Source organism: Methanoregula sp. (assembly GCF_028712425.1).
In the GTDB taxonomy this organism is placed as follows: domain Archaea; phylum Halobacteriota; class Methanomicrobia; order Methanomicrobiales; family Methanospirillaceae; genus Methanoregula.
In genome coordinates this window covers 1-25,708 of record NZ_JAQTQD010000025.1, presented here as the reverse complement: position 1 = coordinate 25,708, position 25,708 = coordinate 1, and the positions used below count along the sequence as shown (strand labels likewise).

Sequence of the window (25,708 nt, the reverse complement as noted above, 5' to 3'; positions counted from 1 at the left end):
GATGGTTGAACAGCATATCTGCAGTTTCTGCGGCAGCCAGCTCGAGCCCGGCACCGGCAAGATGTTTGTGAAGAAGGACGGTTCCATCTTCTACTTCTGCAGCACCAAGTGCCAGAACAACCACAAGCTCGGCCGGGTCCCGCGCCGTGTCCAGTGGACAAACGCCGGCAGGAAAGCACTCGGCAAGGAGTGATCCCCATGCTGGATCGCACCTTTGTGATGGTCAAGCCCGACGGTGTCCAGCGCGGCCTCGTCGGGGAGATCGTCTCCCGGCTCGAGGCAAAAGGCCTCAAGCTCGTGGCTGCCCGCTTCGAGAAGTTACCGGAACAGCGGGTGACAGAACATTACAAGGAACACCTTTCAAAACCCTTCTTCCCCTCGATGAAGGAATACATCATGAGCGGACCGGTCTTCCTCATGGTGTGGGAGGGAAGGAATGTGGCAGCGATCGTCAGAAAAGTGGTCGGTTCCACAAACCCCCAGGAAGCCGCGCCGGGAACAATCCGCGGCGACTTCGGGATCGACATTGGCAGGAATGTAATCCATGCCGCCGATTCCCCAGAGAGTGCAGCCCGCGAGATCGGGATCCATTTCAAAACCACTGAAGTATTCGACTACAAGCGGATCGACGAGTCCGTGTTGTACGAATACTGATTCTTTTTTTGAACCATTTCATCCAAGACCTGTTTAGGAAGACTACCGCATGGCGTGGTCCGCACTGCGAGATTGTCTAACATGAATACATGCGTGGCTGGAGAGCATCCTTAAAACTGCCTGGATTCTCCTACAATCATTCGCTTCCGCCCGTTTACCACAGGTTATATGATGCCGGGTTCAGATTATATCATGACACAAACGGGGAAGAGAAAATGAGTGACTGGGACATTGCATCGGTCGGGCATGTGCTGATTGGCAGCAGCATCACGGTTGCAGGGATTATTATTGCCGCACTGCTCATAGGCATGAACATACCGATGGCACCATTCCTGCTCCTGACAACAACCGTGCTCATCGTCATGAGTGCCATTCTCATCATCTACAAGGTTCCCCGGAGCCCGCCGCGCATCTGAACGAGGCCCTGCATGGATGATCAGCAACCGGTCCGGATATGCAGTGCCCAGATCGCCGGTACCTGGGACAATCCAGCGACGACACTGGAGAAGATCCGGCCGCTCGTTCATCATGCAGCGGTGTCCGGTGCCCGCCTGGTCTGTTTTCCGGAGCAGTTCGCAACCGGCTGGAACCCCGGTTCCACGAACCATGCTGGAGAGCTGAACGGCCAACTCGTATCGGCACTCCGGGAGATGGCAGGAGAGAATGCGATCGCCATCCTTGGCTCACTCCGGGAAAAGAGCGCAGGGCGCCTAAAGAATACCGCACTGATCATCGGGGACAACGGGGAGATTCTTGCAACCTATGCAAAGATCCATCTCTTCAGTCCCGGGGGTGAAGACCGACAGTTCTCCCCGGGATCGGAGCTGGGTATTTTCCGGCTGGGGCAGCTGACCTGCGGTCTTGCCATCTGCTATGATCTCCGGTTCCCGGAACTTTTCCGTATTTATGCTAGGCACGGTGTCCAGGCAATGTTTGTCCCGGCCGCATGGCCGGCGAGCCGCAGGAAGCACTGGGAACTCTTCGTCACCGCCCGTGCCTGCGAGAACCAGATGTACGTGACCGGCATCAACACCACCGGAACAACCCCGGTTGATTCCTATTCCGGCGGTTCCATGACTGTTGACCCGAACGGGACGACCATAGCACAGGCAAACGAGGCAGAACAGCTGCTCTTCTGCGATCTCGACCCCGCGCTTGTTGAATCCGTCCGTACCGCTTTCCCGGTTGCAAAGGACTGCAAAAGCGAGCTCTATCCACTTTTGTCCGGCAGGAAATAACAGAAATAATTCCCCTTCCGTCAACCCTGTCCGTTAAGGATTATCTTCTCATAACCGCACGCCTATATGTTATGACATAACCAACACTATACCATGTACCATCTCGTATGCGTCAACTGTGGAGCCACCTATCCCGCTGACGAGATTCTCTATAATTGTACAAAATGCGGCCACCTTCTTGCGGTAAAATACCCGCTCGATTCAATGAATATCAGCAAGGCGGTCTGGGACAAGCGGCCTCTTGGCGTCTGGCGCTATAAGGAACTCCTGCCGGTGCACGGCGAACCGGTGACTCTCCAGGAAGGAGGAACCCAGCTGTACCACCTCAAGAGACTAGGTGAGGAAATGGGGATCCCCCATCTCTATGCAAAACACGAGGGGATGAATCCCTCCGGTTCCTTCAAGGACCGGGGCATGACCGTGGGAGTCTCGATGGCGCTCCAGCTGGGAAAGAAGAGCGTTGCCTGCGCGAGCACCGGCAACACGTCCGCCAGCCTTGCGGTGTACGCGGCAAAGGCCGGGATCCCTGCTGTTGTTCTCCTCCCTGCCGGCAAGGTGGCTGTCGGCAAGGTGGCCCAGGCACTGATGCATGGTGCAAAAGTCATATCAATCCGCGGTAACTTTGATCGTGCTCTCGAGATGGTCCACGATCTCTGTCTATCGCACGGGCTGTACCTGCTCAACTCCATCAATCCCTACCGGCTCGAAGGCCAGAAGACCATCGGATTTGAAGCCGTTGACCAGCTTGGCGGAGTCCCTGACCGGTTCGTCCTCCCGGTAGGCAATGCCGGTAACATATCCGCGGTCTACAAGGGGCTTTTGGAACTCCAGGAACTCGGGTTCATCGACCGGCTCCCGATGATGACCGGGATCCAGGCGGCCGGCTCAAGCCCGGTGGTCCGAGCAATCCGCGAGAACCTTCCTGAAGTCGTTCCCGAAAAGGCACCCGAGACCGTGGCAACTGCAATCCGGATCGGCGCACCGGTCAATGCCGAGAAAGCCCTCACGGCCATCAGGAAGACCGGGGGCCTTGCCGAATCTGTTACAGACGAAGAGATCCTGCAGATGCAGCGCGATCTTGCCCGTAAGGAAGGTATCGGTGTTGAGCCGGCATCGGCTGCGTCGGTTGCCGGGATCAGGAAACTGGCAGAGAGCGGCATGATCGACAGGGATGAGCGGATTGTCTGCGTTGTCACAGGCCATCTCTTGAAAGACCCGGACACGGTGATCAAACAATGCGAACCCCCGACAGAGATCGATGCAGACCTGCCTTCGCTGCTCTCTGCGCTGCACTTGTAATTACCATCCTGGGAATACCTGCGGCAGGAGCGCTCTCGGCCGAGTACGTTGTCCTGCCAAACGGTACAGCGTACCAGGCCAGGATCGAAATAGCGGATGCTTCGCGCTATGAATTTGCCGATGTGGGATTCATGGGAGAGAAAGTCCCGGTCCAGGTGGGAAATGTGGAGCTCACCGGCAACTGCTCTCCGTGCGGGTTCAACTGGAGCCGCCCCTGGGGGGCCCCGTCTGTCATCACGTTCGCCAAGGGAAATTATACTGTCTCCTATCTCGCCCCGCTCTCGGGCAACACCCTCCAGGGGCAGTTCACCCGCCCCTATTCGGTGAACGCGACAATCCCCCCTGAATTCTCCGTGAAAAATCCGCTCATTGCCGGGATTAGCCAGGGTGCAAATGTAACGCATCATGCTGACAACACCACGTCTGTCCGGTGGGACAAGACCACCGCGTTCAACGTCAGGTTCTATGACCAGTGGCACGAGAACATGCTCTGGTTCTTCTTCCAGTTCATGGCGATCTTAGTTCTCATCCTGGTGGTCGTTCCCTATCTTCTCTCCATGAAGAGAGGGGAATAATAGTGTCATTTTCAACTAGTTCGTTTTCAGGGCACGGGAACGTGAAAAGAAACGTATTTACAGCCCGATGCGTAATGAGATAGAGAAAAAGAGGTTAAGGTATGCTTATTGAAAATGCAATCGTTGGAATCTTTCAGCTGGTTATTGCTATCGTCTTTGCCGTGGTAGCCCTCTACATCGGCTTTTCAGTGCTGAGCAAGATCAGCAAGGGAATGGATGAAGAGAAGGAACTTGCCAAGGGCAATGTTGCCGTTGGTATCATTGTTGCAGCAGTCTTTGTTGCCATTGCGATGGTAGTCGAGTCCGGGGTCAGCGGCCTCTCCGCCGGCATCAGCAAGGCACTTGCAGCCGGTCTCTTCTCGGCGGATGGAATGCTTACGATTGCCCTTGCCTTCTTCCAGCTCATCGCTGGTATCGTCCTTGCAGTCGGTGCAATCTACCTTGCCCTGAACATCCTTGACAAGCTCACTTCGGGTGTCGAGGAATTCGAAGAACTCAAGAAAGGCAATGTCGCGGTTGCGCTCGAGATGGGTGGTGTGATCATCGCCGTTGCCTGGATCATTCAGTCCGGGGTTATCGGCATTACTGCCTCCCTTTTCTAAATCCCTTTTTTCATCATTCACAGGATTGTGATTATTCTTGTCAGCGGATGCTGACTGAATAATCTGCAGCAGATGCAAAAATTCTGCCAGATAATTATCTGCCTCTTACGATCGATACCCTCAGCATTTGAGGAAACGGGGATTATTCCGCGCCCTGCAGGAATCCGGCTCCGCCAATCCCGAAAAATCGCTGGATTGCCATGAATTGAAAATCGTTCATTTCATCTCCGGAATGGAGAAATGAACACTCCTGAACGGTTTCCTTGCAGAATATACTGTTGGGAACAACCTGAATATACCTGAACGCTCGCGGCCCTTATTGCAGGGAATTTCCCATATCTCATTGCGGCACACAGAGCCGAACCATGAGAATATGAACGGAGGACCAATGATGAGAACACGATATGGATTCATACTGTGCCTCACACTGCTCGCCCTCGCGGGCTGCGCGGGTGTGGCAGCTGCAGCACCTGCCGAAGGCGGGCAGGCGGATACCATCCAGCCGTATACCGGCGGTATCGGCCCCGATAATTCATTGTACGGGCTGAAACTTGCGTTTGAGGATCTTGATGAATCATTCACCTTCAACCAGAGCGAGAGACTGCAAAAACAGATCCGGCACGCGGATCTCCGGCTTGCCGAACTGAAACGCGAACTCTCCGAGAACAAAACAGACACTGCCGACATTGCCCTGGAACACTACCGGTTGAAAATCAACCAGACCGACAACATCCTGGAATCCGTACCGGTCAACGGTACAGGCCCTGCACCGGAGATCGATGAGACGGGACTCCTGAATGCACGGGAGATGATTGCCAAGCACCAGCGGGTTCTGGGAGATCTCATTCAGAGCCACCCGAATACTACCGGCCTCGAGCGTGCTTACAACAATAGTGTAAGGCTCGAACAAAAGTTTGAAAACAAGATACAGAATATCAGGACGGTTCAGCAACAGGCAAGGAAGAACCAGTCGATAAACATAGACCTTCAGGATAACCAGACACTCCAAGCACCCGGGCCCGCGGATGAAAACGCGTTGAAAGACCGGAACAAATTCACGGGAAATACCACGCAGAACAAGGATCGGAATGAACTGCGAATAAACCAGTCACCCGGGGATATGAACCGCCAGCAAGCGGATCGTGCCACAGGGAGGGAGCAGCCGGGACAGAATGGGCAGCTGACAAATACCGGGAATAACAAAGACGCTGCGGGAGGTAACCAGCAAATAACTCCCGATCAGACCCGGAATATCAGAACCAACAACAATAATCCCGGGCCGGCAGAAACCGGCAACAAGAATGCCAACGGGAATGGTAACGGGAATACAAGGCCTGCCGGCAGGTAATAACCAGATCCTGTCTGCTTAATGAATGCCGGAGGGATCCCCCGGTTATATTTTTATTCCAGCCATGATACCTATCAACAGAAAGGTGCACCATGAATAGACCGTTCCCGGCAGGGATGCTCATTATTGGAGCGCTCCTTCTGCTCTGCATCCTGCCACCAGCACAGGCAGTATCCGATACGGGCTATTCCACGACTTATACTATTTCTGTCGCAAAGGACGGATCTGCCCACTGGCAGATCGAGTACCGCACCCCCCTTCTTTCCGAAGAAGACCTGACAGGTTTTGAGAACTACTCGCAGGAGATAAACGCGGTTTACCTGCCGGAACTCCGCGACCTGATGCAACGCTCCGCTGCACAGGCAGCCCTTGGCACGTCCCGGGACATGGCCGTGACAGATTTCACCGGCAATGCCCTTATCCAGACCTCCCCGACCGGCAGGTTCGGTGTTATCACGTATACATTCGAATGGACGCATTTTGCCAGGGTCGATAACGGCATTGTTGTCGGTGATGCGTTTGTCGGGGGAATGTACCTTGCCCGGGACAACACCCTGATCATCAGGTATCCTGTGGGATACACCGTGGTATCCGTCAGTCCTGTACCGGACCGAACCAGCGATGCTCTTGCATGGTATGGCCTGCGTTCCTTCGGGCCCGGTCAGCCCTCTGTTGTGCTGAACGATTCTTCCCTTCCGTTCCTTCCATTGGTGGGAGGGATTGTGGCCCTTGCGATCATTGTCATGACCGCAATCATTCTTTACCGCAGGAGGAATGCAGGGAGCCGTCCTGAAGAGGAGGATTTTGCGGCGGATGATGCAACAGGGCCACCAGTAACACTATCAACCGTTGACCTTGAGACACTTGAGGAGAAGATCCTCCAGCTGCTCATCTCGCACAATGGGGAGGTGTTCCAGTCAGAGATTGTCAAAGTATTGGGTCTTCCCAAATCAACGGTAAGTACGACCCTCAATGACCTTCACCAGAGAGGGGTTATCCAAAAGGTCAGGAAGGGCAGGGAAAACCTGATCCGCCTTGTGAAAGACAGGGAATAAACCATCTGTTCCCGGTCTGAAATGAAATAATCACCTTCTCCTTTTTTAAAATGATCTCCCGACCAGTGGGATACAAAATCGCCCCGACAACGGGAAGTCTGAATGATCCGGATACCTGCAGGATGAGAAATGCCTGCAGTAACAGGAATGGAGAGAAAAAAAGTATAGAGAGATTACTCGTACCCGAATGACTTCATGACAACGTCCGGATTGACTGCGCCGACATGATAGACAGCGCCCGAGAAAAGCTCGTTGATGGTGACTTCCGCGGGTGAGAAGAGCGACGTGTCGATCTTGTAGAAGTCATAGCCCGCTTCCTTGAAGATGTCATTGAACGGTTTCCCGTAGCCCTTGGACTTGTTGCTCGGGATTTTATCGAGATAGTCCTTGATCTCGAGTGCATTCATGGTCAGGGAGATCCTGCCGTGGTAGATGGTTGCGTCGTTTGTCACGCCCATGGCGAGTTTTGCACCGCGGACCGGCGGGACAGGGGCGGTTCCCATTGCTGCAATGATCTTCTTGGTATCGAATCCGAGCTCGTTGAGCTTGTAGATCGCAGTCTCGACACAGCGGCCGGCGACCTGGATCGATCCGACCATCGAGGCGGTCGGAGCAACAACAGCGCAGACATTTTGCACGTCAACATGGCATTCCTCGGCAATCTTCTCCATGACCTCGGCATTCGGGAGGTGGTCGCTCTCAAGGCAGATGACCGCACAGTCATAATCGTCCTCGTACTCGATGACCTCGAACGTGTGCTTCGGCTTGAGGGAGAGCGCCCGGGCCGGGCCGCTGCCCATGGCAAAGTAGTTACCCACCTTGACGGTCCACCCGGCCTTCTGTGCGCCAAGGCAGGAGATGGACGGGAAGTCGGTGTTCACATCGATGAAGGGCATCGGGACGCCCTTGATCTCCCCGTTCCGGAAGTTGACCTCGCCAAGACCGCCCATGCAGATCTCGGTGAAGGCCCGTCCTGCCGCGTAGCCGCCGCGGACGCTTACCCCGCAGTCTACAATACGGGCGCCGTTATCCAGTTCATGGTAGGCGCAGTTGAATTCTTCGGCGAGATCTGCCAGATTGTCAAAAATTTCCAGTGCCAGTTCGTTAACACTCAGCATAAGAGATAACCCCTGTAGTACTACCAATGGTCTGGAAATAGATAATATTTTTCAAACCTTACACCGTCAGAACAACGGGGCCGGGACATCAGGAGAGGTATTCAATGACCTTTGCCGGGTCGTACCGGAGCGTGATGATCCGTGTCCTGCCCTTTCCTTCACGGTACTGGAGGTTGACAAGCCGCATGGCATCGAGTTTCTTGACTACCTCGTAGAACCGCGTATAGCCGATGGGGACGGTCTCCTTGAAGGACTTGTACACGTCCCCGGCATTCATCTCGTGCTCCTTGTTGCTCCGCTCCGCGATCAGTTTCAGGATCTGACGTTCTTCTCCCTTGAGAGTCTTTGTTGTAAAGGCAAGGTGGAGATACTTGGAGATCTCGTACGCACCACAGATGTCATCCCGCTCGATACTGCGCCGCGCCGCCCGTTCTGCCGAGAGCGTTGCACGCTTGAGGAGGTCGATACCGACACGGAGGTCACCACTCTTCAGGGTCTGGCTGACGACAAGGTCCAGCAGTTCCTCGGACAGGACTCCCGAGAAGAGGCCCTGCAATACGCGGGCTTTCATGATCTCCCGGACTTCGGCATCCCCGTACGGGGGGAAATAGATATCTGTTGGCCGGAATACCGAGGCAACCCGTGCATCGACGGCACGGCTGAGGTCAACGTCCATATCGCTGATGATGACGATAACACCGATCCGGGTCCCTTCGTAGGTCTCGTGCGAACGGAGCAGGGTGTAGAGCACCTTGTTGATCTCGTTCTCGTACAGGAGGTAGTTTGCATCGTCGAGCGCGACCAGAAGCACGATCTCCTCTTTTGCTATATGGCGGGCAACCGCATCGAAGACCTGCTTGAACGAGGTGCCGGATGAAGGCGGGAGGTGGCCGATGAGTTTCTTGTAGATCTGGGAGATGATGGCAAACTTGGTGTTGTCGATCTGGCAGTTGATGTACACCGGCACGAGCTTCTTTGTCGTCTCCTCGATCTCCTGGAAGAGCTTCCTGATGCTTGTCGTCTTGCCGGTGCCGGGAAGCCCCTTGCAGACACTGTTCATCGGCCTGCCGCCACGGAGCCCGGGCTTGATCTGGAATGCCAGCTCGCGCATCTGGTCATCGCGGAACTCGAACTGCTCAGGAACGTAATCGATCTCCAACACCTCGGGGTCCCGGAACAGCGTTTCGTCCCACATCAGCAGGTTCTTCTTCATCTCACTACACCTCTACGCAATCGGTATTAACTCCATTGATTATTGTCCCTGGCAAAAAAAGAAGTTACGGGAGTGGTCTGCCTCAATCCAGGACAGCATGCATCTCCCGCTTCCGGATCCTGGCCCGTTCATGGCAGCGACCGGGATTTCATGACGAAGAGACAAACTGGTTTGCCTTCCCGACTGCCTCATCGGCACTGGCAGCTCCCGCGTCAGCCCCGATACACTTCCAGAGGTTGGGCACGAGACTGAACGGGTACCCGCCTGCAATGATCCGTGTTTTCGTGGTATCCGGATCCGCCCTGATTGCCCGGACCAGTTCGTATACCCGGGATACATGGACGGGCATTGTTGCTGAAATGGCGATTGCATCCGCATGATGATCCCGTATCATCGCAACAACCGAGAGTGCGGGAGTGTCTGCACCGGTATACAGGGTGTCCCACCCATCCATTTCAAAGAAATCTGCAACCATGCGGATGCCGATATCGTGGAACTCTCCGGAGACGGAGACTGCAACGAGGCGCCTGTCTTTCCTTTTCTGTTTCCTGCTCTCTTCCCTCATCCGGTTATACAGGAGTGCAATGAACAGCCGCGTCGTATTAGTGATATAATGTTCCTCTGCTACACTGACCTTGCGGACCTGCCAGAGCCTCCCCGTCTCCTGTAATGCCGGCTGGAATATGTGCCGGTAAAGGTCACGGACAGGAACACCCCGATCGAGCATTCCGACGATGAGGACCCGGGCATCCTCCCGGTTTGCGGCGACCAGAGCAGAGAGATACGCTCGGGCCTGGGCTGCAAAAGGGTTGTCATCCCTGATGAAGGAGGGATCTTCCCGCGGGGGAGCAGAAAGGAGGGCGCGGGCTCTCGTAATATACTCCTGTGCCTTCGAATCCAGTTCTTCCGGTAGTTCCTGGTGCAGGACATCGCTGAACGCAACAAGGCTTCTTTCAAGGATCGCTGGGGGGAAATGGAGCGATTCGAAGAATACCCGGGCCCAGCTGATATAGTCAAGGAACAATACACCATCGTCGACAGCGAGCGATTCCTGCAGGTGGCCGGCATACGACCGGAAATGTTCATCAAGCTGCGATTTTTCGTAATCGCTGGATTTTAATAATAATTCGGGATAGCGTTCACCATAACGACTGAACGCCTTTGCCGCAAGATTCTCTTTGTCCAGCGATACAGGCCGGTACCGGCAGTCTCCCCCGGAAATCATGTAACCAGATCCCCCTTTTTCCCGATATAACCAAATCTCATTAACTACCTGTACCATTATTATTGTTTGGCAGAAATGGCCGTACCGAAAAAACCGGGACGGGTGTGCAAGCCGGAGTTACGGGTAATGAGGGGCAGATTCATGCTCCAACGCTCCTTCGAAAACTTCTCCTTTGAAAAACCGGACTAGTATCATGGTAACCGGGAAGGGGACGAATTGATAAACAATCATAGAGAAAAATAGTGCTACTTTGCGGCAGATGATGAAAGTTACCCCCACTGATCCATGATGATGCACGGGTGCTGATGCCGCATTGCTCAGGATAAAAGAAAGTCGAGGAAATCGACCGCGTTTTTCACCCCGAGACCTCCTGACCGGGCCGCCTTTTCCGAATATTCTGTCGTTGTATCGGTTCCTTTGCCACGGACAACGAATGGTACCGGGTCCCGGGTGTGTGTCTTTGCCCGGATCGGCGTCGGGTGATCGGGCAGTACCGCGACAACGCCATCGAAACCGTCCAGGATCGTTCCCACGACTTCGTCCACCTTCTCGATCGCCTTTACTTTCTCCTCAATGCTGCCGAGGTGCCCGGCCTCATCGGGTGCCTCGATGTGGACATAGACAAAGTCAAGCCGCCGGATCGCGTCCAGCGCGTACCGTGCCTTTGCTGAATAATCGGTATCGAGATAGCCGGTTGCACCGGGAACGCGGATGACCTCCATCCCCGCACACCGCCCGATACCGTTGAGGAGGTCAACGGCAGAGATGATCCCGCCTTTCTTCCCGTACTTTTTTTCAAAGAGGGGGAAGGCCGGCTTGTGCCCGCCGCTCCACGGCCAGATCTGGGTTGCCGGGCGTTTGCCCGCGGCAGTGCGAGCCCGGTTCACCGGGTGACCGGCAAACACCGCACGGCTCTTCTCCATGCACCGCATGAGAAGCTTCGCATCTTTTCCCTTTGGCAGATAGGGGCCGATACCCTGACCCACGATATCGTGCGGGGGCGTGGTCGTCGACCCGTTCCCCCCGCGGACAACCAAAAGGTTCCGGTAACTGACACCGGCCCGCACCATGACCTCCGGTATCTCCGTCTGGAGCGCCGATAAGAGTTGCTTTCCCTCGTCACTGGAAATGTGGCCTGCCGAGAAATCCGCCATCATCTCCTGTTCCACGGTCACGAGGTTGCACCGGTACGCGACATCCTCCGGTGCAAGCTCAACACCCATGCTCAGCGCTTCGAGCGGGCCGCGGCCGGTATAGTACTTCTCCGGGTCATATCCGAGAACGGCCATGTTGGCGATATCACTGCCGGCCTCAAAGCCGTCCGGGATGGTGTGGAGCATCCCGCAGGCTCCCTCGCGGGCCATCCGGTCCATGTTCGGGGTCTTCGCGTATTCAAGGGGGGTCTTATCGCCGAGCCCTGCAACCGGCTCATCCGCCATACCATCCCCCAGGATAATAATGTACTTCATCTCACTGCCCCTGCACGGCAGCCTGTGCCGCTATCCTGACGCTCTCGCGGGAGCCCCGCTGCGGTTTCCAGCCAAGGGCCTTGAGCTTCTCAATCGAGAGCTGCATCTTCGGCACATCGCCGACCCAGCCGAGTTCCCCACCGGTAAACCGGTAGTGAACACCTTTCAGACCCATGGTTTCCGTAACGATATCGGCAATGGCCACGACATCGATCCAGTCCTCGGATCCAATGTTGAAGGTGTTCACCGGATCGCGGGCATGGGCAATGGCAAACTCCATGGCGCGGATGCACTCCGTGACCTCGAGGTACGACTTGGTCTGTTTGCCGTTGCCGAGGATTTCGAGTTCCTTTGGATTTTCTTTGAGTTTTCTCACGAAATCCGTGATAACGCCATGGCCGCTCCGCGAACCGATAATATTGGCGAACCGGAACTGCCAGGAACGCATCGAGAACGAGTGGGAGTATGCCGAGATGAGCGCCTCGCAGGCAAGCTTGCTTGCGCCGTAGACCGAGACAGGTTCGAGCGGCGCATAGGTTTCAGGTGTCGGGATAACCGATGCGTTGCCGTACACGGTTGACGTGGAGGTGAAGACCAGTTCCGGCACGGAATGCGCCCGCATTGCTTCGAGCACCCGGTATGTGGCAACGATATTGTTCCGGAAGGTCGGGTCCGGTGTCATCGCGCTCTGGCGGACATCCGGATCTGCGGCAAGGTGGTATACCCGGTCCGCTCCGTTGAGGGCGTCCTGCCAGCCGTCGCCGAGAAGATCCTTTTTTACCAGTTGCACTTTCCCGGAACGGAGGTGAGCGGCAATTGTCTCCTCGCGCCCGGGAACAAGGGAATCAATCACCACAACGCGGTCGCCCAGTGCCACGAGGGCGTCCACCAGATGCGAACCGATGAACCCGGCCCCGCCTGTCACCACATCAAACATCAATACCTAATATGTCATCCATGCTATAGGATTACTGCCATGTTCATCGGGATCGATCACGGCACAAGCGCCATGCGGTTCGCCGGAGAGGGAAGGGAATTCAAACTCTCGCGCGAAGCTGCAAAGGACTTTGTCATCGCCGATCTTGCCCGCATCTGCCCCCTCGATGAGATTGAAGGCATTGCTGTGTGCTACTCGATGGGTGATAACTTTTCGAAGATCACGCGAATCGACAGGGTGCAGAACCGGGGGCTGGTCAGCCGCGAAGGGGCGGGCAAGCATATCGGTGGCGGCACCCGGGTCTTTGACGAGGTTGCAGCAAGCGGCATCCCGGCCATCGCGATTCCTGGCCTCCACCGGGGATCCCCGACAGACCCCCGGTTCAAGGCATATTCGCACCAGACCAGCCCCGAGAAGATCGGGATCGCGTATGAAGTCTGCCACGATCTGGGGGGCGATGTGATTGTCTCCGACATCAGTTCCAACACAGTGACGCTCCTTGTTTCGGCCGGAAAGATTGTCGGAGCATTCGATGCCTGCATCTTTGCCCCGGGAACACTCCACGGTGCCCTTGACGTTGATGCGATCCGTAACGTGGACAAAGGGAGTTGCACCGCAAACGAGGCGTTTCAGCACGCGGGCGTGCACTTCTCGGTGCCGGAACCGGAACGAATGCGGACAGTGGCACTGTTTGCTGCAATGGAATGTGCGGCACTGCGGCTGCTCAATCCGGGCGCAGCCATTGCGCTTGCCGGCAGCCTTGCACCGGCAGTTGCACAGGAAGTCGGAACGCTTCTCGGCTCGAAGGTGGCCGTGTACGATGAGTGGTGCGCTTCCCGCGGGTGTGCCCGGATCGCCCGCGACGTCTTTTCCGGTAAAGCAACAATTTTGGGGCTCGATACGGATCTCTAAGATCCGGGTCAATCCGTAAAACGCCGGCCGGGAACATCGACTGTTCATTTCTCTGGGCTGCAATCAGCCACATACCCCCCTGCCATGGGCCAGGTGCGGTGGGGGGGTGTCATGTACCCCCCTCCCCCCTGAGCACCATCCGGCCGGCTGTTTCGCATTGTTTTCCGACGTATCAGAATCGCGCAGGGAGTATCCGGCCACCAGCGTTTTGGTTCGCTGCAGGGGGGTGTCCATGATCCCCCCCTGGCACAGGGTGGGGGGGTATGATCAATTTGAAACGCAACAAGGGGGGGAGGTATGCAGGACACCCCCCCCATTCATTTTAAAGATTACGCATTATTGCACAGGATCCTGTGCAGAGGCTTCCGGCGGAGCGCCTCACGAATACCCCTGTTCAGATGGGGGAAGGGGGGTCTCTTCAAGCCAATGGGGGGGCGGGGGATCCCGGAAACCCCCCCAGCCCCCATAAGGGGGGGTATGATCGAATTTCAAAGAGAAAGGGGGAGGGGTATACCGCAGACCCCCCCTCTTCACGACCGGAATATCAGCACAAACAGGTATCCGGAGCCGACGTTGGAGACGGATCAGCATTATTAATAGTGATAAATTACCACATTCATACGCAATAATTTCGGGTATCGCCATATGACTGCCGGGTGTAAAGTCATGATAATTTACACGTCCGGTCGCTTCCATATCATGGAAATCTGATAATTGGGGATTTTTCCTTGAAAGAGCTACGTATCCACGGCAGGGGTGGCCAGGGATCTGTCACTGCTGCCGAACTGATCGCAGTCGCCGCATTCGAGGGCGGCGCTTATGCCCAGGCCTTTCCGGCATTCGGTGTCGAGAGGCGGGGGGCCCCGGTCCAGGCATTTGTCCGGTTTGACAACAAGAAAATCCGGAAGAGGAGCCAGGTATACGAACCCGACTATATCATTGTGCAGGACAGCACCCTTATCAAGGACGTGAATGTCTTTTTAGGGGTCAAGCCCGGCGGGATCGTGATCGTGAACACCGAGAAGAAGCCGGACTTTAAGGTCCCGGAAGGCGTGAGGCTGATTACTATCGATGCCACATCCATCGCCCTCAAGGCACTCGGCCTCCCCATCACCAACACCACGCTCATGGGTGCGTTTGCCGCCGCCTCCGGGGAGATCCAGTTTGGCGCGCTTGAAAATGCACTGAAGCACCGCTTCCCGGGCGAACTTGCAGTAAAGAACATCGCCGCGGCAAAGACCGCGTATGACAGCGTGAAGGGGGCAGCATAATGGCGCTTGCGGTAGGATGCAGGGCTCGCCCCGGAAAGTCGCGCGACAACAAGACCGGATCCTGGCGGGTATTCAAGCCGGTCTTCGATCACGATAAGTGCTCGAAGTGCGGCATGTGCCAGACTCTCTGTCCTGAAGGGTGTGTCCACGAGGATACTGAGGGATTCTTCGATCCCGATTATAATTACTGCAAGGGATGCGGGATATGCGCCGCGGAGTGCCCGAAAGAAGCGATTGCCATGAAACAGGAGGAGAAGTAAATGATGGAGATTACCGAGGGATCGCACGCGGTGGCTGAAGCAGTCCGGCTCTGTCGCCCGCAGGTGGTCTCGGCATACCCGATCACCCCCCAGACCCACATCGTCGAAGCTCTCGCGGATTTTGTTGCCAACGGGAAGCTCGACGCCGAGTACATTACTGTTGAGAACGAGCTCTCCGCACTCTCTGCCTGCGTTGGTGCAAGCGCAGCGGGTTCGCGTGCCTACTCGGCAACTACGTCACAGGGCCTGATGCTGATGGCCGAGGTTGTTTTCAATGCCGCGGGCATGCGCCTCCCCATCGTCATGTCCATCGCGAACCGTGCCATGGGCGCACCACTCTCCATCTGGAACGACATGCAGGACTCAATCTCCCTGCGTGACGCGGGCTGGCTCCACTTCTATGCCGAGGATAACCAGGAGGCAACCGACCTCCACTTCCTTGCCTTCAAAGTGGCGGAAGACCCCTCCGTCCAGCTGCCGGTCTTTGTCTGCTTTGACGGGTTCATCCTCTCCCACACCTATGAGCCGGTGGACATCCTCACGCAGGAACAGGCAGACACGTTCCTGCCGGCGTTTGCTCCGGCCGAGAAGCTGGATGCAAAAGACCCCATCAGTTTCGGCATGTATGCGACACCGGAATATTATCTCGAATTCCGCTACGAGACGAACGAAGCCCAGAAACGGGCTAAGGACGCAATCGTAAAGTACGGAAAAGAGTTTGGTGCGCTCTTTGGCAGGGACTACAGTGCCATGATCGAGGAGTACCGGCTTGACGATGCTGATACCGCGATTGTTGCCATGGGCTCCATGTGCGGGACGATCAAGGATGCAATCGACGAGATGCGGGAAGAGGGCAAAAAGGTCGGCCTCCTGCGGATCCGGGTCTTCCGCCCGTTCCCGATTGAGGAGGTTGCCAAAGCGCTTGCCCACGTGAAGCGCATTGCAGTGCTTGACAAGAACGTCTCGCTTGGCTCCCGGGGAGGAGCAACAGCAATCGAGGTCCGTGATGCACTGTACGGCTCCACGATACCGGTAAAAGGCTACATCCTCGGGCTTGGCGGCCGCGATATCCGCAAGAAGGACATCAAGGAGATCGTGAGTCTCTGCGAGAAAGGGATCGGCGACCAGTTCTACGGGCTGCGCAAGGAGTTGATTTGAGATGGCAGAGAAGAAGAATACCTGCGACCTGTTCGACTGCGGCCACCGCGCCTGCGGGGGCTGCGGCGCGTCGCTTACCGCCAGGCTCGTAACGGAAGCGGCAGGTCCCGAAACGATCGTGGTCTCGTCCACGGGGTGCATGGAAGTCTTCTCCACACCCTACCCGGAGACCGCATGGAAGGTCCCGTGGATCCACTCGCTCTTCGAGAACGCTGCGGCCGTTGCATCGGGCATCGACGCAGCGCTGAAGAAGCAGGGCAGGAAGGAGAAGATCGTGATCATGGGCGGGGATGGCGCAACCTTCGATATCGGCATGATCAGCATCAGTGGCGCATTCGAGCGCGGCCACGATTTCACCTACATCTGCTACGACAACGAGGCCTACATGAACACCGGCATCCAGCGGTCAGGTGCCACACCCCTCGATGCCAGCACGACCACAAGCCCGGCCGGCTCCCAGTCGTTTGGCAACAAGCGGCCCAAGAAGGACATGCCCGCAATCCTTGCAGCACACGGGGCACCTTATGTCGCTACGGCATCCATCGCCTATCCGGCAGACCTCCGGCAAAAAGTCGAAAAAGCCATCAACACCAAGGGACCGTGCTATGTGCAGGTCCATGCACCCTGCTGCACGGGCTGGGGATTCGAGGGCGAGCAGACCATCGCGATCGCAAAACTCGCCATCGAGACCGGGCTCTGGCCGAACTTCGAGATGGTGGATGGCAAGGTCACGAAGGTGAAGAAGGTTGTCCGCAAGCCGGTGACTGAATACTTAAAGACCCAGAAACGGTTCCGTCACCTTTTCAAACCGAAACTGCAGGAAGCGGAGATCGCGGCAATCCAGGCCATCGCCGACCGGAACGCCGAGAAGTACGGTCTCGACATCAAGCTCCCGCCCAAGAAAGAATAATGGCATTTCCTCTCTTTTTTCGTGCTGTAATTCTTCCAAAAGTCATGGGATTCACGAGCATTTTTTTCCGTTCTGAACAGCCGAAAATGCGACGGAGAGGGCGATAATCAGCAATGTTATTAATCCCGACGATGACATTAGTAGGTTATCGGGCTCGTGGTCTAGTCGGTTATGACGTCGCCCTTACACGGCGGAGGTCGCCGGTTCGAATCCGGCCGGGCCCATCGTTTTTTAAAAAGAGAGTTATGCGATTCTCACAAGCGTGACAGTAAAGACCAGGTCTTTTCCCGCAAGATCGTGGTTCGGGTCAATCGTTATGGTATCTTCAGTCATGTTGATGATCCTGATATGTGCCACCGCGTTGTCGGTTGCTCTCCGGATCGAGTATCGCTCCCCCATGACCGGGTTCTCAATCCCGAAATCCGACCGGTTTACCGTGAAGACAAGCGAAGAATCGTACGGTCCGTATGCTTTTGCCATGGGGATGTGAACGGTCTTCGTGGTATTCGGGGCCATTCCGATCACCGCCTCCTCTAAGCCGGGAATGACTTTCCCCTGACCAATGGTGAAGACAATTGGGGCCGCATTCAGGTTTGAATCAAAGACGGTCCCATCGGCCAGCGAACCGGTGTAATAGACTGAGACTGTATCGCCACTCTTTGCAAAGAACGGATTGAAAAAATAAAACGTAACAACGGCAATAACAACGAGTGCGACAACAGCACCTATCGCGTACTGCCGCATCTTCTTCTTTTTCGCTGCGACAGCCTCTTTTCCCTTCACCTTCTCGGATTTTTTCATGGTCTCTCCAGTACGTTGATCTCCTGACCATAAGAGCATTGCATTCTGTTTCGGAAAAGAATCGCACCGGGTTCAAAGGAAAGTCACATGCAACGTAGTCCCGGACGCATCCCCGCTATCACAATTGCACGGTATAAATACCCCAAGAACCTATGTTGTGATGTTCATTATGCCGGATGAAGTGAAGTATGCAGAAGTCCAGGGCCGGAAAGTCCAGTGGGACCCTGCACAGATGCGCAAGATCAAGGAGCACCCGTGTTTCTCCGAGGGTGCATGCCATAATTTCGGGAGGTGCCACGTCCCGGTTGCACCGAAATGCAATATCCAGTGCAACTACTGCATCCGCGACTTCGACTGTGTCAACGAGAGCCGCCCCGGTGTCACAACAAAAGTGCTCAAGCCGGACGAGGCCATGGACATGGTCAAGAAGGTCGTGGACAAGTACAATTATATCAAGGTCGTCGGGATCGCGGGGCCCGGCGATCCGCTCGCAAACGAGGAGACCTTCGAGACGCTCCGGCAACTCCATGAGAAATACCCGAATGTCATAAAATGCATCAGCACCAACGGCCTCCTCCTTCCGGACAAGATTGACCTTCTCCAGAAATATGATGTGGGCAATATCACGGTCACCTTAAACGCCATCGACCCGGAGATCGGGGCAAAGATCTACCAGTTTGTTGATTACCAGGGGAAGCGCTACGAAGGCATCGAAGGCGCAAAACTCCTCCTCTCCCGGCAGATGAAAGGTATCGAAGAGGCAGTCAAACGCAACATGATCGTGAAGATCAACACCGTCTACATCCCCGGCATCAACGAGGACCACATCCCGGCCATTGCAAAGAAGGTAGGCGAGATGGGCGTCTACACCTTCAACCTCATACCACTCATCGCCCAGTACAAGTTCGCGAACATCACGCCACCGACACCCGAGATGAAGCGGAAGATGCAGGACGAGTGTAGCAAATACGTGAAGCAGATGCGGCACTGCCAGCGCTGCCGTGCCGATGCAATCGGCAAGCTCGGCCACGACATCCAGTCCTGCGTGTACGAGAACAAGTAATCCTTTTTTTGAGTCATCGCCTGCGAAGGGATCGCAGCAATTCCGCACCGTTTTAGGCTATACCCGTACGTTTGTCAGCGATGCCGGGGCAAGGTCCGGCGTGCTGCGGGAGGTAATGATCGCGTTCAGCTCCCGTATGACCGGCTGGAGCGTGAAGGGAATTACCGTATCCTCTGTCTGAACGGTCTTGTTTCCAAACGTGATCCGGTAGCTCATGAAATCGGCGCCACCACTCGGTGAGGTGTAGGTGTCCTTGAGCGACGCGAATCCTGCTTCCCGGAATACCAGGTTCAACCGCTGCAACTCTGAACTGTTCACCAGGAAGTCACGGGTAACGGAACGGGTAGAAACGAGACCTGCACCATTGTCAAACAGGAGGAGGCGGTCGTCAACGCCAGCAAACCCCCCGGTACGGTGATAGTCGATGAGCAGCGCTGGCGGAGCCTTGTCGGGACCTGCCGGGGCCTCCCTGCCGAGACACCCGGACACTGCAAGGACAACGACAACGATGATGAGAAGGGGTACGAGCCCTTTTTTTATGGCGGTCACTCCCATTCAGCAACGGTGGTTACGGGTGCGATCAGATCTGCAGGACATCTGATTTCGCCGGTGTTCCGGCCGTCTTCCGCTCCGGGAGCACCTCTTCGAGCGCGGCGACAAGGCTGTCTACCTTCTCGTTGTTGAACGCTGCCCGGAATGCGGCAATCTCGGCCGAGTTCATGATCATGATGCCCTTCTTCTTCATCGGCAGGCCGTTGGGGCCGAGGGGGTTGATGTCAATTGCAAGCGAGGCGGCACGGTTCTTGGTTGCGGGGAGGCGGATGATGGAGACACCTTTGACCGATGTCTGTTTGCGTTCCCAGTCTGCGCCTTCTTCAATAAATGTCCTGAGCGTTTCTGCTAATTCCATAAGGAGAACTATTCATTTATATATTAAAATGCTATTCGTTCCGATCCGGTCACGATACAATGACAGGGATTGCATCCCTCGCTGGCTGTTTTGCACCATCCCGAGCGAATAAGAGGGGGAATGGTCAATGGTACAGCAAACCCGCTCTCTCCCGCAGGATTCGCATCATGCCATCTGTCACTCTTCCTCCTGAACAGCCGTTCTCGCTTGACGAGACACTCGGCTGCGGGCAGGTCTTCCGCTGGGAGCGGAGTCCCGATGGCACATGGCAGGGGATTGTTGGCAACCACGTCATCCGGATACGACAGAACGGAAACAGGCTCAGGTTCAGCGGCGCGCCTGCGGAATTCATCCGTCAGTACTTCGCTCTCGATGTCGACCTGCCCCCGATCCTCTCTGTCATTGACAATGATCCCGTGATCCACCGGGCAATCGGAGAGTGCAGCGGCCTGCGCCTTGTGCGCCAGCCCCCCTGGGAGTGCACCGTCTCCTATATCTGCTCCACAAATTCCAATATCCCGACCATCCGGCGCAGGATCGGGTTGCTTGCAGAGCGCTTCGGCACAAGGGTACGATCGGGAGGACAGACGTTCTATACGTTCCCTGACCCTTCCGGTATTTCCTGCGAGGGATTGGAGGAGCTCGCTGTATGCAAGCTCGGGTACCGCCAGCCATACGTGTACGACACCTCCTGCACCGTCACCGACATGAGATTGTGGGAGCAGAAAATCCGCAGTCTCCCGTACGAGGATGCCCGCAGGGAACTGATGAAACTGCAGGGTGTTGGCCTGAAAGCCGCCGACTGCATCCTCCTCTTCGCGTTCCAGAAATACGAGGCATTTCCCGTGGATGTCTGGATCCGGCGGATCTTAAAAGAACAATACCTTCCGGACCTTCCCACGGATACTCCTCTGACAACGAGGGAGTACGACCGGATACGGATGTTTGCAAAGGAGCAGTTCGGGGAGTATTGCGGCTGGGCACAGGAATACCTGTACGCGGCAAGGATGCTGTAAAAAAAGGAGGGGATTTACGTCCCGATGTCCCAGCTGCTGGAATAGTTCTTCTGTTCTTTTGAGAGCGCGTCGATAGAGAGCCCGAGAGACGCAAGTTTCAGGTTTGCCACCTGCTCATCGATCTCGTTTGGCACATCGTACACGCCACCCTTCATCTTCTTCCCGTTCTTTGCGATATAAAGCGTGCAAAGCGCCTGGAGTGCGAAACTTAAGTCCATGACCTCGATCGGGTGTCCCATCCCCTTCGGGGTGGCAAGGTTCACGAGCCGGCCTTCGGCAAGGACGTGAACGGACTTCTTCCCGAGCACGAAGGTCTCGATGCCGTCGCGCCGGATGACCTTTGCGGCGTTCTTGTGGAGGTATTCAAGATCGATCTCGACATTGAAGTGGCCGGCGTTTGCGAGGATCGCGCCATCCTTGAGTTTTTCAAAGTGCTTCTTTGCGATGACGGCGCAGTTCCCGGTTGTCGTGACAAAGATGTCACCGATGGCGGCTGCATCCTCCATGGTCATGACCATGAACCCGTCCATGTGCGCCTCAAGTGCCCGCCGGGGGTCGATCTCGGTGACGATGACCTTTGCACCAAGCCCATGTGCCTTCCGCGCAAGCCCGCGGCCGCAGTAGCCGTAGCCGGCGACAACAAAATATTTCCCGGCAATGAGCGTGTTCGTCGTGATCATGATCGACGAGAGAACACTCTCCCCGGTGCCGTGGACATTGTCGAAGAAATGCTTCATGGGGGTATCGTTGACCGCAACCACGGGGAACTCCAGCTTGCCCTCGGCGGCCATTGCCTTGAGCCGGTGAATACCCGTGGTGGTCTCTTCGCAGCCCCCGATGACCTTCTTTAAGAGGTCGCGACGTTTGGTGTGGATATAGTGGATCAGGTCCATGCCGTCATCGATGGTGATGACCGGCTTTGCATCCAGTACGTCATTGATCGCGGCATAATACTCATCGACCGTGCAGGCCCGCTTCGCGTAGCAGTGGACATTTTTTACCTTCCCGAGAGCCTCGGCAACATCATCCTGCGTCGAGAGCGGGTTGCAGCCGGTGATATAGACCTCTGCACCACCTGCGGCGAGGGTCGATACCAGGTTCGCGGTCTTGGCCTCGACATGGAGTGCCATGCCGATCGTCATGCCCTCGAACGGTCTCTCTTTGACAAACTGTTTCCTGATGGCAGCAAGTACGGGCATGTACTGTCCTGCCCATTCAATCTTCAGCGTTCCGGAACTCATGGATATCCTCAACGGGGAACCGGAACTGGGCCGGCCCGCCCGGGTAACTGACTATCCTATACATAGAGTCGGCAGGCAACATAAACTCCGCGCTGGTGCAGGTGCCTTTCGAAATGATGATAGGTTTTTCCATCCAATTATGAGTGCTATGGTGCTGACACGGAGGATCATCCCCTGCCTTGATCTCAAGGATGGCAGGGTTGTGAAAGGGACTAATTTTATCGGGCTCCGGGATGCCGGGGACCCGGTGGAGTTGGCCGGCAGGTATAATGAACAGGGCGCTGACGAAGTCGTCTTTCTCGACATCACCGCTTCCAAAGAGAAACGGGGCATCATCATCGATGTCATCCAGCGTGCCGCTGACCAGCTCTTCCTGCCGCTCACGGTAGGGGGCGGCCTCAAGTCCCTGGACGACATCCAGCAAATCCTGAGGGCCGGTGCCGACAAGGTCAGCCTCAACACCAGTGCTGTTCATGACCCGTCCCTCCTCACCCGCGGCGCGGAGGCATTCGGCACCCAGTGCATGGTCTGTGCGATCGATGTACGGCGGAACACCACCCCGAACGAGAAGGCAATCCCGGTCAGCCTCCCGGACGGGTCAACGTGCTGGTATGAAGTCGTCATCTACGGCGGCAGCAAGCCAACGGGAATCGATGCCGTTGCCTGGGCAAAGGAGGCCGAGGAGAGGGGTGCCGGCGAGATCCTCCTGACAAGCATGGAGACAGACGGCACGAAGAACGGATTCGATATCCCAATTACGGCGGCTATTTCCAATGCTGTCGGCATCCCGGTCGTTGCCAGCGGGGGGGTTGGGACCCTTGAGCATTTCTATGAAGGGTTCAAAAACGGGAAGGCGGATGCCTGCCTTGCGGCAAGTGTTTTCCACTACGGCGAGTTCACGGTAAAAGAAGTGAAGGAATACCTCAGAGGACGGGGTATCCCGGTACGGCTCTGAGGTCGAACTCGAACGCTGCAACCGGGTGTTCGAGCTCGAACGCCACCAGCACGGCGGGGTGGATCTCGCCAAAGACTCCTACCTTTTTCCCGTTCACGATAATATCGCCCCGGCGCCCGTCGATAAATGCGGGATCTGCGGATTCTTTTACCATATACTCAATGGAGAGCTCGTGGAGCACTGCATCGGCGGTTGCATAGGCTTCCGAGAAGTCTGCCTCCGGATGGATGCTGACACCAGAGGCCTGCTGGCGGGTCTTACAATCGACCACCACATCACCGACGGTAAAGAGGCGCTGGGGCAGTTCACGGTGCCGGTTGATGGTGAGGAACTCCATGAGCAGGGGTAAGAGTTCAGTCCGTACCACCGTATTCTCGATGCTGATAGGGTGCATGACATGGAGGACACCGGGTGTCTCCGTCCGCTGCATACGCTTATACAGCACATCCTTATTGGTCAGCGTGAACGGCATGACTTCGAGATACCCGAGGCCGGAAAACACCTGCCGGGCAAGCGCCATGCCGACCTGCACCTGGTGGGATTTTCCAACGGTGAAGGTCTTCGGGGGCACGGATTCCAGCTTGTCGTAGCCATACGCAATCGCCACATCCTCGAAGAGATCCCAGTCGTGCATGATATCGGCACGATAGCAGGGGACCTGTACTGTTACCTTGCCGGCACCGGCCGGTTCTGCACCAAAGCGCATCCTCTTCAGGTACCCGCACATGGATTCCGGTGTCAGGTCCGCTCCCAGCAGGCGCGAACACTCGCTGACGCTGACGACACGCTCGGCAGGGGCAAGGGTCGGGGTCTGGACGCCTCCGATCTCAACGCTCTCGATGGTTGCCCCGGCTTCTGCCATCGCTGTGCAGATGATATTAACCGCAACGCTGACTGCCCGTTTGTCGGTGCCGGTGGTGTCGAGGAGGATGTTCTTGGTGTCGATGGTGACACGCGTCCGCTCCCCGTTGATGATCGGGGGGAACGAGAGAACATGGTCGTCATCGTCCACAATGAGCGGGAAGAGCGGGAAGTCTTTTACGATCTTCGCATAGTCACGGCCTTTTGGGTGCTTCTCGAGGATCTCCTCCATCGTCATCTTCCCGGTGAAGTCGAGCGGGACAAAACCACGGCTCCTCCTTGATGCGATATAGTGGAATGGCGGCTTGACCGTGTCCATGTCGTGGATACCGATGGCGACTTTACTCCGGCCCCGGCCTACGGCCCAGTGGAGCGACTCCTGCAGGGACATGATGCTCTGGATCGATTCATCGTCGAACTTCACGCCACGGATGACCGCCGCACCGAGAACCGGGCGGATGGCTGCAAGCTGGGGATCGATGGTGAACCGGATCCCCGAAGGCTTGACCGGGTATTCCGGCAGACCGGTTTCGATCCCGAGATACCCCCGCATTGCGCGGGCTACCCCTTCGGGACTGAACAGGTCGGGCCGGTCCGGGAAGAACTCCACGTCCGCGTGATCCTCCTCGATCCGCTCGATATCGGAACCGATCAGGGGGACTTTTTCAAGGATCGTCTTCCGGTCAGCACGGGTGAGCCGTTCGAGATACTTGTAGGGGAGGGTGATGACCGCCATCGTCAGATCCCTCCCTTCATCTGCCGGTACGATGGTGTCTCCCGGAGGAAGGCAACATCGCTCTTGTGGAGGAGGCGCAGGTCTTTTAATCCAAGCCGGAGCATCGCAATCCGGCTCACCCCAAGGCCCCAGGCCAGGACGGGATACTTTATACCGAGAGGCGCGGTGACTTCTTCACGGAAGACTCCGGCGCCGCCCATCTCGATCCACCCGATCCCATCAATGTAAACTTCGGCATCAAGGCTTGGCTCGGTGTAGGGGTAATACGAGGGCTTGAACCGCACGTTCTCAAAACCCATGCGGTTGTAGAACTCGCGGAGCGTTCCGAGCAGGTTGGCAAACGAGACGTTCTCATCCATCACGATGCCTTCGAGCTGTTCGAACTCGGCAAGGTGCGTTGTGTCGATCGTCTCGCGCCGGTACACCCGGCCAACGGCAAATGCCTTGACCGGAGGTCTGGTGTTCTGTGCAAGGTGCTGGATGGAGAGGCTCGTCGTGTGCGTCCGGAGTACGCACTGCTCCGCCTTCTCTTCCTTCCACACGCCGCCCCAGCCGGTCGAAGAGGTCTCTCCCCCCGAGATATGCATCGCTTTGACGTTCTCATACCCTTTCGGGAGGGGTAGCGTCTCCTTCAGGTAGAACGTGTCCTGCATCTCGCGGGCCGGGTGGTCCTGCGGCTGGAAGAGGGCATCGAAGTTCCAGAAGGACTGCTGGACGATCTCCCCGTAGAGCTCGGTAAAGCCCATCTCGAGGATGATCTCCCGCATCTCGCCGATGATTCTCTGGTAGGGGTGGATCTTGCCGGGATATGCCTTCTTCGGCAGCTTGGTGACGTCGTAGCGGCGGAGATTTGCATTCTTCCACGAGCCGGAGATGATCTG

General features: G+C 56.3%; 28 protein-coding genes and 1 tRNA gene. 18 read left to right on the top strand and 11 right to left on the bottom strand.

The features are described from left to right. Window position 1: 1 nt before the first annotated feature. The 9 genes from PHF39_RS11880 (at window position 2) to PHF39_RS11840 (ending at window position 6,771) form a co-directional block, all read left to right on the top strand. A complete protein-coding gene (locus PHF39_RS11880) occupies window positions 2-193 on the top strand; it encodes a 50S ribosomal protein L24e (protein WP_300224384.1) in 192 nt (63 codons plus the stop codon). Window positions 194-201: 8 nt separating this feature from the next. After that, window positions 202-654, top strand: a complete 453-nt coding sequence (ndk, locus tag PHF39_RS11875; RefSeq protein ID WP_300224399.1) for a nucleoside-diphosphate kinase — start codon at window positions 202-204, stop codon at window positions 652-654. 215 nt (window positions 655-869) lie between these two features. Continuing rightward, window positions 870-1,070, top strand: coding sequence for a hypothetical protein (locus tag PHF39_RS11870; protein WP_300224382.1), 201 nt, complete (start codon window positions 870-872; stop codon window positions 1,068-1,070). A gap of 12 nt (window positions 1,071-1,082) precedes the next feature. Next, window positions 1,083-1,892, top strand: a complete 810-nt coding sequence (locus PHF39_RS11865; protein WP_300224380.1) for a nitrilase-related carbon-nitrogen hydrolase — start codon at window positions 1,083-1,085, stop codon at window positions 1,890-1,892. A gap of 93 nt (window positions 1,893-1,985) precedes the next feature. Continuing rightward, window positions 1,986-3,191, top strand: coding sequence for a threonine synthase (gene thrC, locus PHF39_RS11860; RefSeq protein ID WP_300224378.1), 1,206 nt, complete (start codon window positions 1,986-1,988; stop codon window positions 3,189-3,191). Continuing rightward, window positions 3,128-3,766: a DUF5803 family protein gene (locus PHF39_RS11855; protein ID WP_300224376.1), complete on the top strand. Its 639-nt coding sequence runs from the start codon at window positions 3,128-3,130 to the stop codon at window positions 3,764-3,766. Before thrC ends, PHF39_RS11855 begins: the two co-directional genes overlap by 64 nt. Before the next feature lie 101 nt (window positions 3,767-3,867). After that, a complete protein-coding gene (locus PHF39_RS11850; protein ID WP_300224373.1) occupies window positions 3,868-4,368 on the top strand; it encodes a DUF350 domain-containing protein in 501 nt (166 codons plus the stop codon). Window positions 4,369-4,822: 454 nt separating this feature from the next. Next, window positions 4,823-5,716: a DUF5667 domain-containing protein gene (locus tag PHF39_RS11845; protein ID WP_300224370.1), complete on the top strand. Its 894-nt coding sequence runs from the start codon at window positions 4,823-4,825 to the stop codon at window positions 5,714-5,716. 92 nt (window positions 5,717-5,808) lie between these two features. Next, window positions 5,809-6,771 carry a MarR family transcriptional regulator gene (locus PHF39_RS11840; RefSeq protein WP_300224367.1) on the top strand — a complete coding sequence of 321 codons (963 nt, stop codon included), beginning with the start codon at window positions 5,809-5,811 and terminating at the stop codon, window positions 6,769-6,771. Between the two features lie 173 nt (window positions 6,772-6,944). On the opposite strand, the gene mch is transcribed toward PHF39_RS11840, so the two are convergent. From mch to PHF39_RS11815, 5 genes are all read right to left on the bottom strand, one after another. Beyond that, complete coding sequence (gene mch / locus PHF39_RS11835; protein ID WP_300224365.1) at window positions 6,945-7,889, bottom strand: methenyltetrahydromethanopterin cyclohydrolase; 945 nt, start codon at window positions 7,887-7,889, stop codon at window positions 6,945-6,947. A gap of 88 nt (window positions 7,890-7,977) precedes the next feature. Next, complete coding sequence (locus PHF39_RS11830) at window positions 7,978-9,102, bottom strand: ORC1-type DNA replication protein (protein ID WP_300224363.1); 1,125 nt, start codon at window positions 9,100-9,102, stop codon at window positions 7,978-7,980. A gap of 148 nt (window positions 9,103-9,250) precedes the next feature. After that, window positions 9,251-10,327 (bottom strand): cobalamin-dependent protein, encoded by a 1,077-nt coding sequence (locus PHF39_RS11825; protein ID WP_300224361.1) that lies wholly within the window; start codon window positions 10,325-10,327, stop codon window positions 9,251-9,253. A 317-nt stretch (window positions 10,328-10,644) separates the two neighbouring features. After that, on the bottom strand, window positions 10,645-11,796 hold the full coding sequence (locus PHF39_RS11820; RefSeq protein WP_300224359.1) for a cofactor-independent phosphoglycerate mutase: 1,152 nt from the start codon (window positions 11,794-11,796) through the stop codon (window positions 10,645-10,647). Window position 11,797: 1 nt separating this feature from the next. Beyond that, window positions 11,798-12,733, bottom strand: a complete 936-nt coding sequence (locus tag PHF39_RS11815; RefSeq protein WP_300224357.1) for an NAD-dependent epimerase/dehydratase family protein — start codon at window positions 12,731-12,733, stop codon at window positions 11,798-11,800. Between the two features lie 39 nt (window positions 12,734-12,772). On the opposite strand from PHF39_RS11815, the gene PHF39_RS11810 reads away from it, so the two are divergent. The 6 genes from PHF39_RS11810 to PHF39_RS11785 all read left to right on the top strand — a co-directional run bounded on the left by PHF39_RS11810 (window position 12,773) and on the right by PHF39_RS11785 (window position 17,468). Further along, window positions 12,773-13,645: a methanogenesis marker 12 protein gene (locus PHF39_RS11810; protein WP_300224356.1), complete on the top strand. Its 873-nt coding sequence runs from the start codon at window positions 12,773-12,775 to the stop codon at window positions 13,643-13,645. Window positions 13,646-14,373: 728 nt separating this feature from the next. Continuing rightward, the gene (locus tag PHF39_RS11805) at window positions 14,374-14,916 is read left to right on the top strand and encodes a pyruvate ferredoxin oxidoreductase subunit gamma (protein ID WP_300224354.1); all 543 of its coding nucleotides are present in this window, start codon (window positions 14,374-14,376) and stop codon (window positions 14,914-14,916) included. After that, window positions 14,916-15,176 (top strand): 4Fe-4S binding protein, encoded by a 261-nt coding sequence (locus PHF39_RS11800; RefSeq protein WP_300224352.1) that lies wholly within the window; start codon window positions 14,916-14,918, stop codon window positions 15,174-15,176. The genes PHF39_RS11805 and PHF39_RS11800 overlap by 1 nt, the downstream gene beginning before the upstream one ends. Next, window positions 15,177-16,334: a transketolase C-terminal domain-containing protein gene (locus PHF39_RS11795; RefSeq protein ID WP_300224350.1), complete on the top strand. Its 1,158-nt coding sequence runs from the start codon at window positions 15,177-15,179 to the stop codon at window positions 16,332-16,334. A gap of 1 nt (window position 16,335) precedes the next feature. Further along, on the top strand, window positions 16,336-17,244 hold the full coding sequence (locus PHF39_RS11790) for a thiamine pyrophosphate-dependent enzyme (protein ID WP_300224348.1): 909 nt from the start codon (window positions 16,336-16,338) through the stop codon (window positions 17,242-17,244). 150 nt (window positions 17,245-17,394) lie between these two features. Further along, window positions 17,395-17,468 (top strand) — tRNA-Val (locus PHF39_RS11785). 19 nt (window positions 17,469-17,487) lie between these two features. Here PHF39_RS11785 and PHF39_RS11780 read toward each other — a convergent pair. Further along, complete coding sequence (locus PHF39_RS11780; RefSeq protein ID WP_300224346.1) at window positions 17,488-18,045, bottom strand: peptidylprolyl isomerase; 558 nt, start codon at window positions 18,043-18,045, stop codon at window positions 17,488-17,490. A 169-nt stretch (window positions 18,046-18,214) separates the two neighbouring features. Here PHF39_RS11780 and nifB point away from each other — a divergent pair, with 169 nt between their 5' ends. Continuing rightward, on the top strand, window positions 18,215-19,108 hold the full coding sequence (gene nifB, locus PHF39_RS11775; protein WP_300224344.1) for a nitrogenase cofactor biosynthesis protein NifB: 894 nt from the start codon (window positions 18,215-18,217) through the stop codon (window positions 19,106-19,108). A gap of 57 nt (window positions 19,109-19,165) precedes the next feature. On the opposite strand, the gene PHF39_RS11770 is transcribed toward nifB, so the two are convergent. Together PHF39_RS11770 and PHF39_RS11765 are read right to left on the bottom strand one after the other, a co-directional pair. Continuing rightward, window positions 19,166-19,663, bottom strand: coding sequence for a protealysin inhibitor emfourin (locus tag PHF39_RS11770; RefSeq protein ID WP_300224342.1), 498 nt, complete (start codon window positions 19,661-19,663; stop codon window positions 19,166-19,168). Window positions 19,664-19,688: 25 nt separating this feature from the next. Continuing rightward, window positions 19,689-20,018 (bottom strand): hypothetical protein, encoded by a 330-nt coding sequence (locus PHF39_RS11765; RefSeq protein WP_015286500.1) that lies wholly within the window; start codon window positions 20,016-20,018, stop codon window positions 19,689-19,691. Window positions 20,019-20,185: 167 nt separating this feature from the next. Here PHF39_RS11765 and PHF39_RS11760 point away from each other — a divergent pair, with 167 nt between their 5' ends. Beyond that, the gene (locus PHF39_RS11760; protein ID WP_300224341.1) at window positions 20,186-21,034 is read left to right on the top strand and encodes a DNA glycosylase; all 849 of its coding nucleotides are present in this window, start codon (window positions 20,186-20,188) and stop codon (window positions 21,032-21,034) included. A 14-nt stretch (window positions 21,035-21,048) separates the two neighbouring features. On the opposite strand, the gene PHF39_RS11755 is transcribed toward PHF39_RS11760, so the two are convergent. Next, on the bottom strand, window positions 21,049-22,275 hold the full coding sequence (locus PHF39_RS11755; protein ID WP_300224338.1) for an adenosylhomocysteinase: 1,227 nt from the start codon (window positions 22,273-22,275) through the stop codon (window positions 21,049-21,051). A 148-nt stretch (window positions 22,276-22,423) separates the two neighbouring features. Between PHF39_RS11755 and hisF the strand changes: the two genes are divergently transcribed. Beyond that, window positions 22,424-23,230, top strand: a complete 807-nt coding sequence (hisF, locus tag PHF39_RS11750) for an imidazole glycerol phosphate synthase subunit HisF (protein ID WP_300224397.1) — start codon at window positions 22,424-22,426, stop codon at window positions 23,228-23,230. On the opposite strand, the gene pheT is transcribed toward hisF, so the two are convergent. Together pheT and PHF39_RS11740 are read right to left on the bottom strand one after the other, a co-directional pair. Then, window positions 23,199-24,827, bottom strand: coding sequence for a phenylalanine--tRNA ligase subunit beta (gene pheT, locus PHF39_RS11745; RefSeq protein ID WP_300224335.1), 1,629 nt, complete (start codon window positions 24,825-24,827; stop codon window positions 23,199-23,201). The two genes, hisF and pheT, sit on opposite strands and share 32 nt — an antisense overlap. 2 nt (window positions 24,828-24,829) lie before the next feature. Beyond that, window positions 24,830-25,708, bottom strand: an 879-nt coding sequence (locus tag PHF39_RS11740; RefSeq protein WP_300224332.1) for a phenylalanine--tRNA ligase subunit alpha, incomplete at its 5' end; no start/stop codon positions are given.

What these genes read in the sequence shown, in the direction of transcription:
- PHF39_RS11865 (WP_300224380.1), top strand. Translation starts at nt 1,083, where the DNA reads ATGGATGATCAGCAACCGGTCCGGATATGCAGTGCCCAGATCGCCGGT.
- PHF39_RS11840 (WP_300224367.1), top strand. Translation starts at nt 5,809, where the DNA reads ATGAATAGACCGTTCCCGGCAGGGATGCTCATTATTGGAGCGCTCCTT.
- PHF39_RS11815 (WP_300224357.1), bottom strand. Translation starts at nt 12,733, where the DNA reads ATGTTTGATGTGGTGACAGGCGGGGCCGGGTTCATCGGTTCGCATCTG.
- PHF39_RS11855 (WP_300224376.1), top strand. Translation starts at nt 3,128, where the DNA reads ATGCGAACCCCCGACAGAGATCGATGCAGACCTGCCTTCGCTGCTCTC.
- PHF39_RS11820 (WP_300224359.1), bottom strand. Translation starts at nt 11,796, where the DNA reads ATGAAGTACATTATTATCCTGGGGGATGGTATGGCGGATGAGCCGGTT.
- PHF39_RS11790 (WP_300224348.1), top strand. Translation starts at nt 16,336, where the DNA reads ATGGCAGAGAAGAAGAATACCTGCGACCTGTTCGACTGCGGCCACCGC.
- PHF39_RS11880 (WP_300224384.1), top strand. Translation starts at nt 2, where the DNA reads ATGGTTGAACAGCATATCTGCAGTTTCTGCGGCAGCCAGCTCGAGCCC.
- thrC (WP_300224378.1), top strand. Translation starts at nt 1,986, where the DNA reads ATGTACCATCTCGTATGCGTCAACTGTGGAGCCACCTATCCCGCTGAC.
- mch (WP_300224365.1), bottom strand. Translation starts at nt 7,889, where the DNA reads ATGCTGAGTGTTAACGAACTGGCACTGGAAATTTTTGACAATCTGGCA.
- PHF39_RS11800 (WP_300224352.1), top strand. Translation starts at nt 14,916, where the DNA reads ATGGCGCTTGCGGTAGGATGCAGGGCTCGCCCCGGAAAGTCGCGCGAC.
- PHF39_RS11765 (WP_015286500.1), bottom strand. Translation starts at nt 20,018, where the DNA reads ATGGAATTAGCAGAAACGCTCAGGACATTTATTGAAGAAGGCGCAGAC.
- PHF39_RS11870 (WP_300224382.1), top strand. Translation starts at nt 870, where the DNA reads ATGAGTGACTGGGACATTGCATCGGTCGGGCATGTGCTGATTGGCAGC.
- PHF39_RS11830 (WP_300224363.1), bottom strand. Translation starts at nt 9,102, where the DNA reads ATGAAGAAGAACCTGCTGATGTGGGACGAAACGCTGTTCCGGGACCCC.
- nifB (WP_300224344.1), top strand. Translation starts at nt 18,215, where the DNA reads ATGCCGGATGAAGTGAAGTATGCAGAAGTCCAGGGCCGGAAAGTCCAG.
- pheT (WP_300224335.1), bottom strand. Translation starts at nt 24,827, where the DNA reads ATGGCGGTCATCACCCTCCCCTACAAGTATCTCGAACGGCTCACCCGT.
- PHF39_RS11780 (WP_300224346.1), bottom strand. Translation starts at nt 18,045, where the DNA reads ATGAAAAAATCCGAGAAGGTGAAGGGAAAAGAGGCTGTCGCAGCGAAA.
- PHF39_RS11825 (WP_300224361.1), bottom strand. Translation starts at nt 10,327, where the DNA reads ATGATTTCCGGGGGAGACTGCCGGTACCGGCCTGTATCGCTGGACAAA.
- PHF39_RS11850 (WP_300224373.1), top strand. Translation starts at nt 3,868, where the DNA reads ATGCTTATTGAAAATGCAATCGTTGGAATCTTTCAGCTGGTTATTGCT.
- PHF39_RS11810 (WP_300224356.1), top strand. Translation starts at nt 12,773, where the DNA reads ATGTTCATCGGGATCGATCACGGCACAAGCGCCATGCGGTTCGCCGGA.
- PHF39_RS11760 (WP_300224341.1), top strand. Translation starts at nt 20,186, where the DNA reads ATGCCATCTGTCACTCTTCCTCCTGAACAGCCGTTCTCGCTTGACGAG.
- PHF39_RS11795 (WP_300224350.1), top strand. Translation starts at nt 15,177, where the DNA reads ATGATGGAGATTACCGAGGGATCGCACGCGGTGGCTGAAGCAGTCCGG.
- hisF (WP_300224397.1), top strand. Translation starts at nt 22,424, where the DNA reads ATGGTGCTGACACGGAGGATCATCCCCTGCCTTGATCTCAAGGATGGC.
- PHF39_RS11770 (WP_300224342.1), bottom strand. Translation starts at nt 19,663, where the DNA reads ATGGGAGTGACCGCCATAAAAAAAGGGCTCGTACCCCTTCTCATCATC.
- PHF39_RS11755 (WP_300224338.1), bottom strand. Translation starts at nt 22,275, where the DNA reads ATGAGTTCCGGAACGCTGAAGATTGAATGGGCAGGACAGTACATGCCC.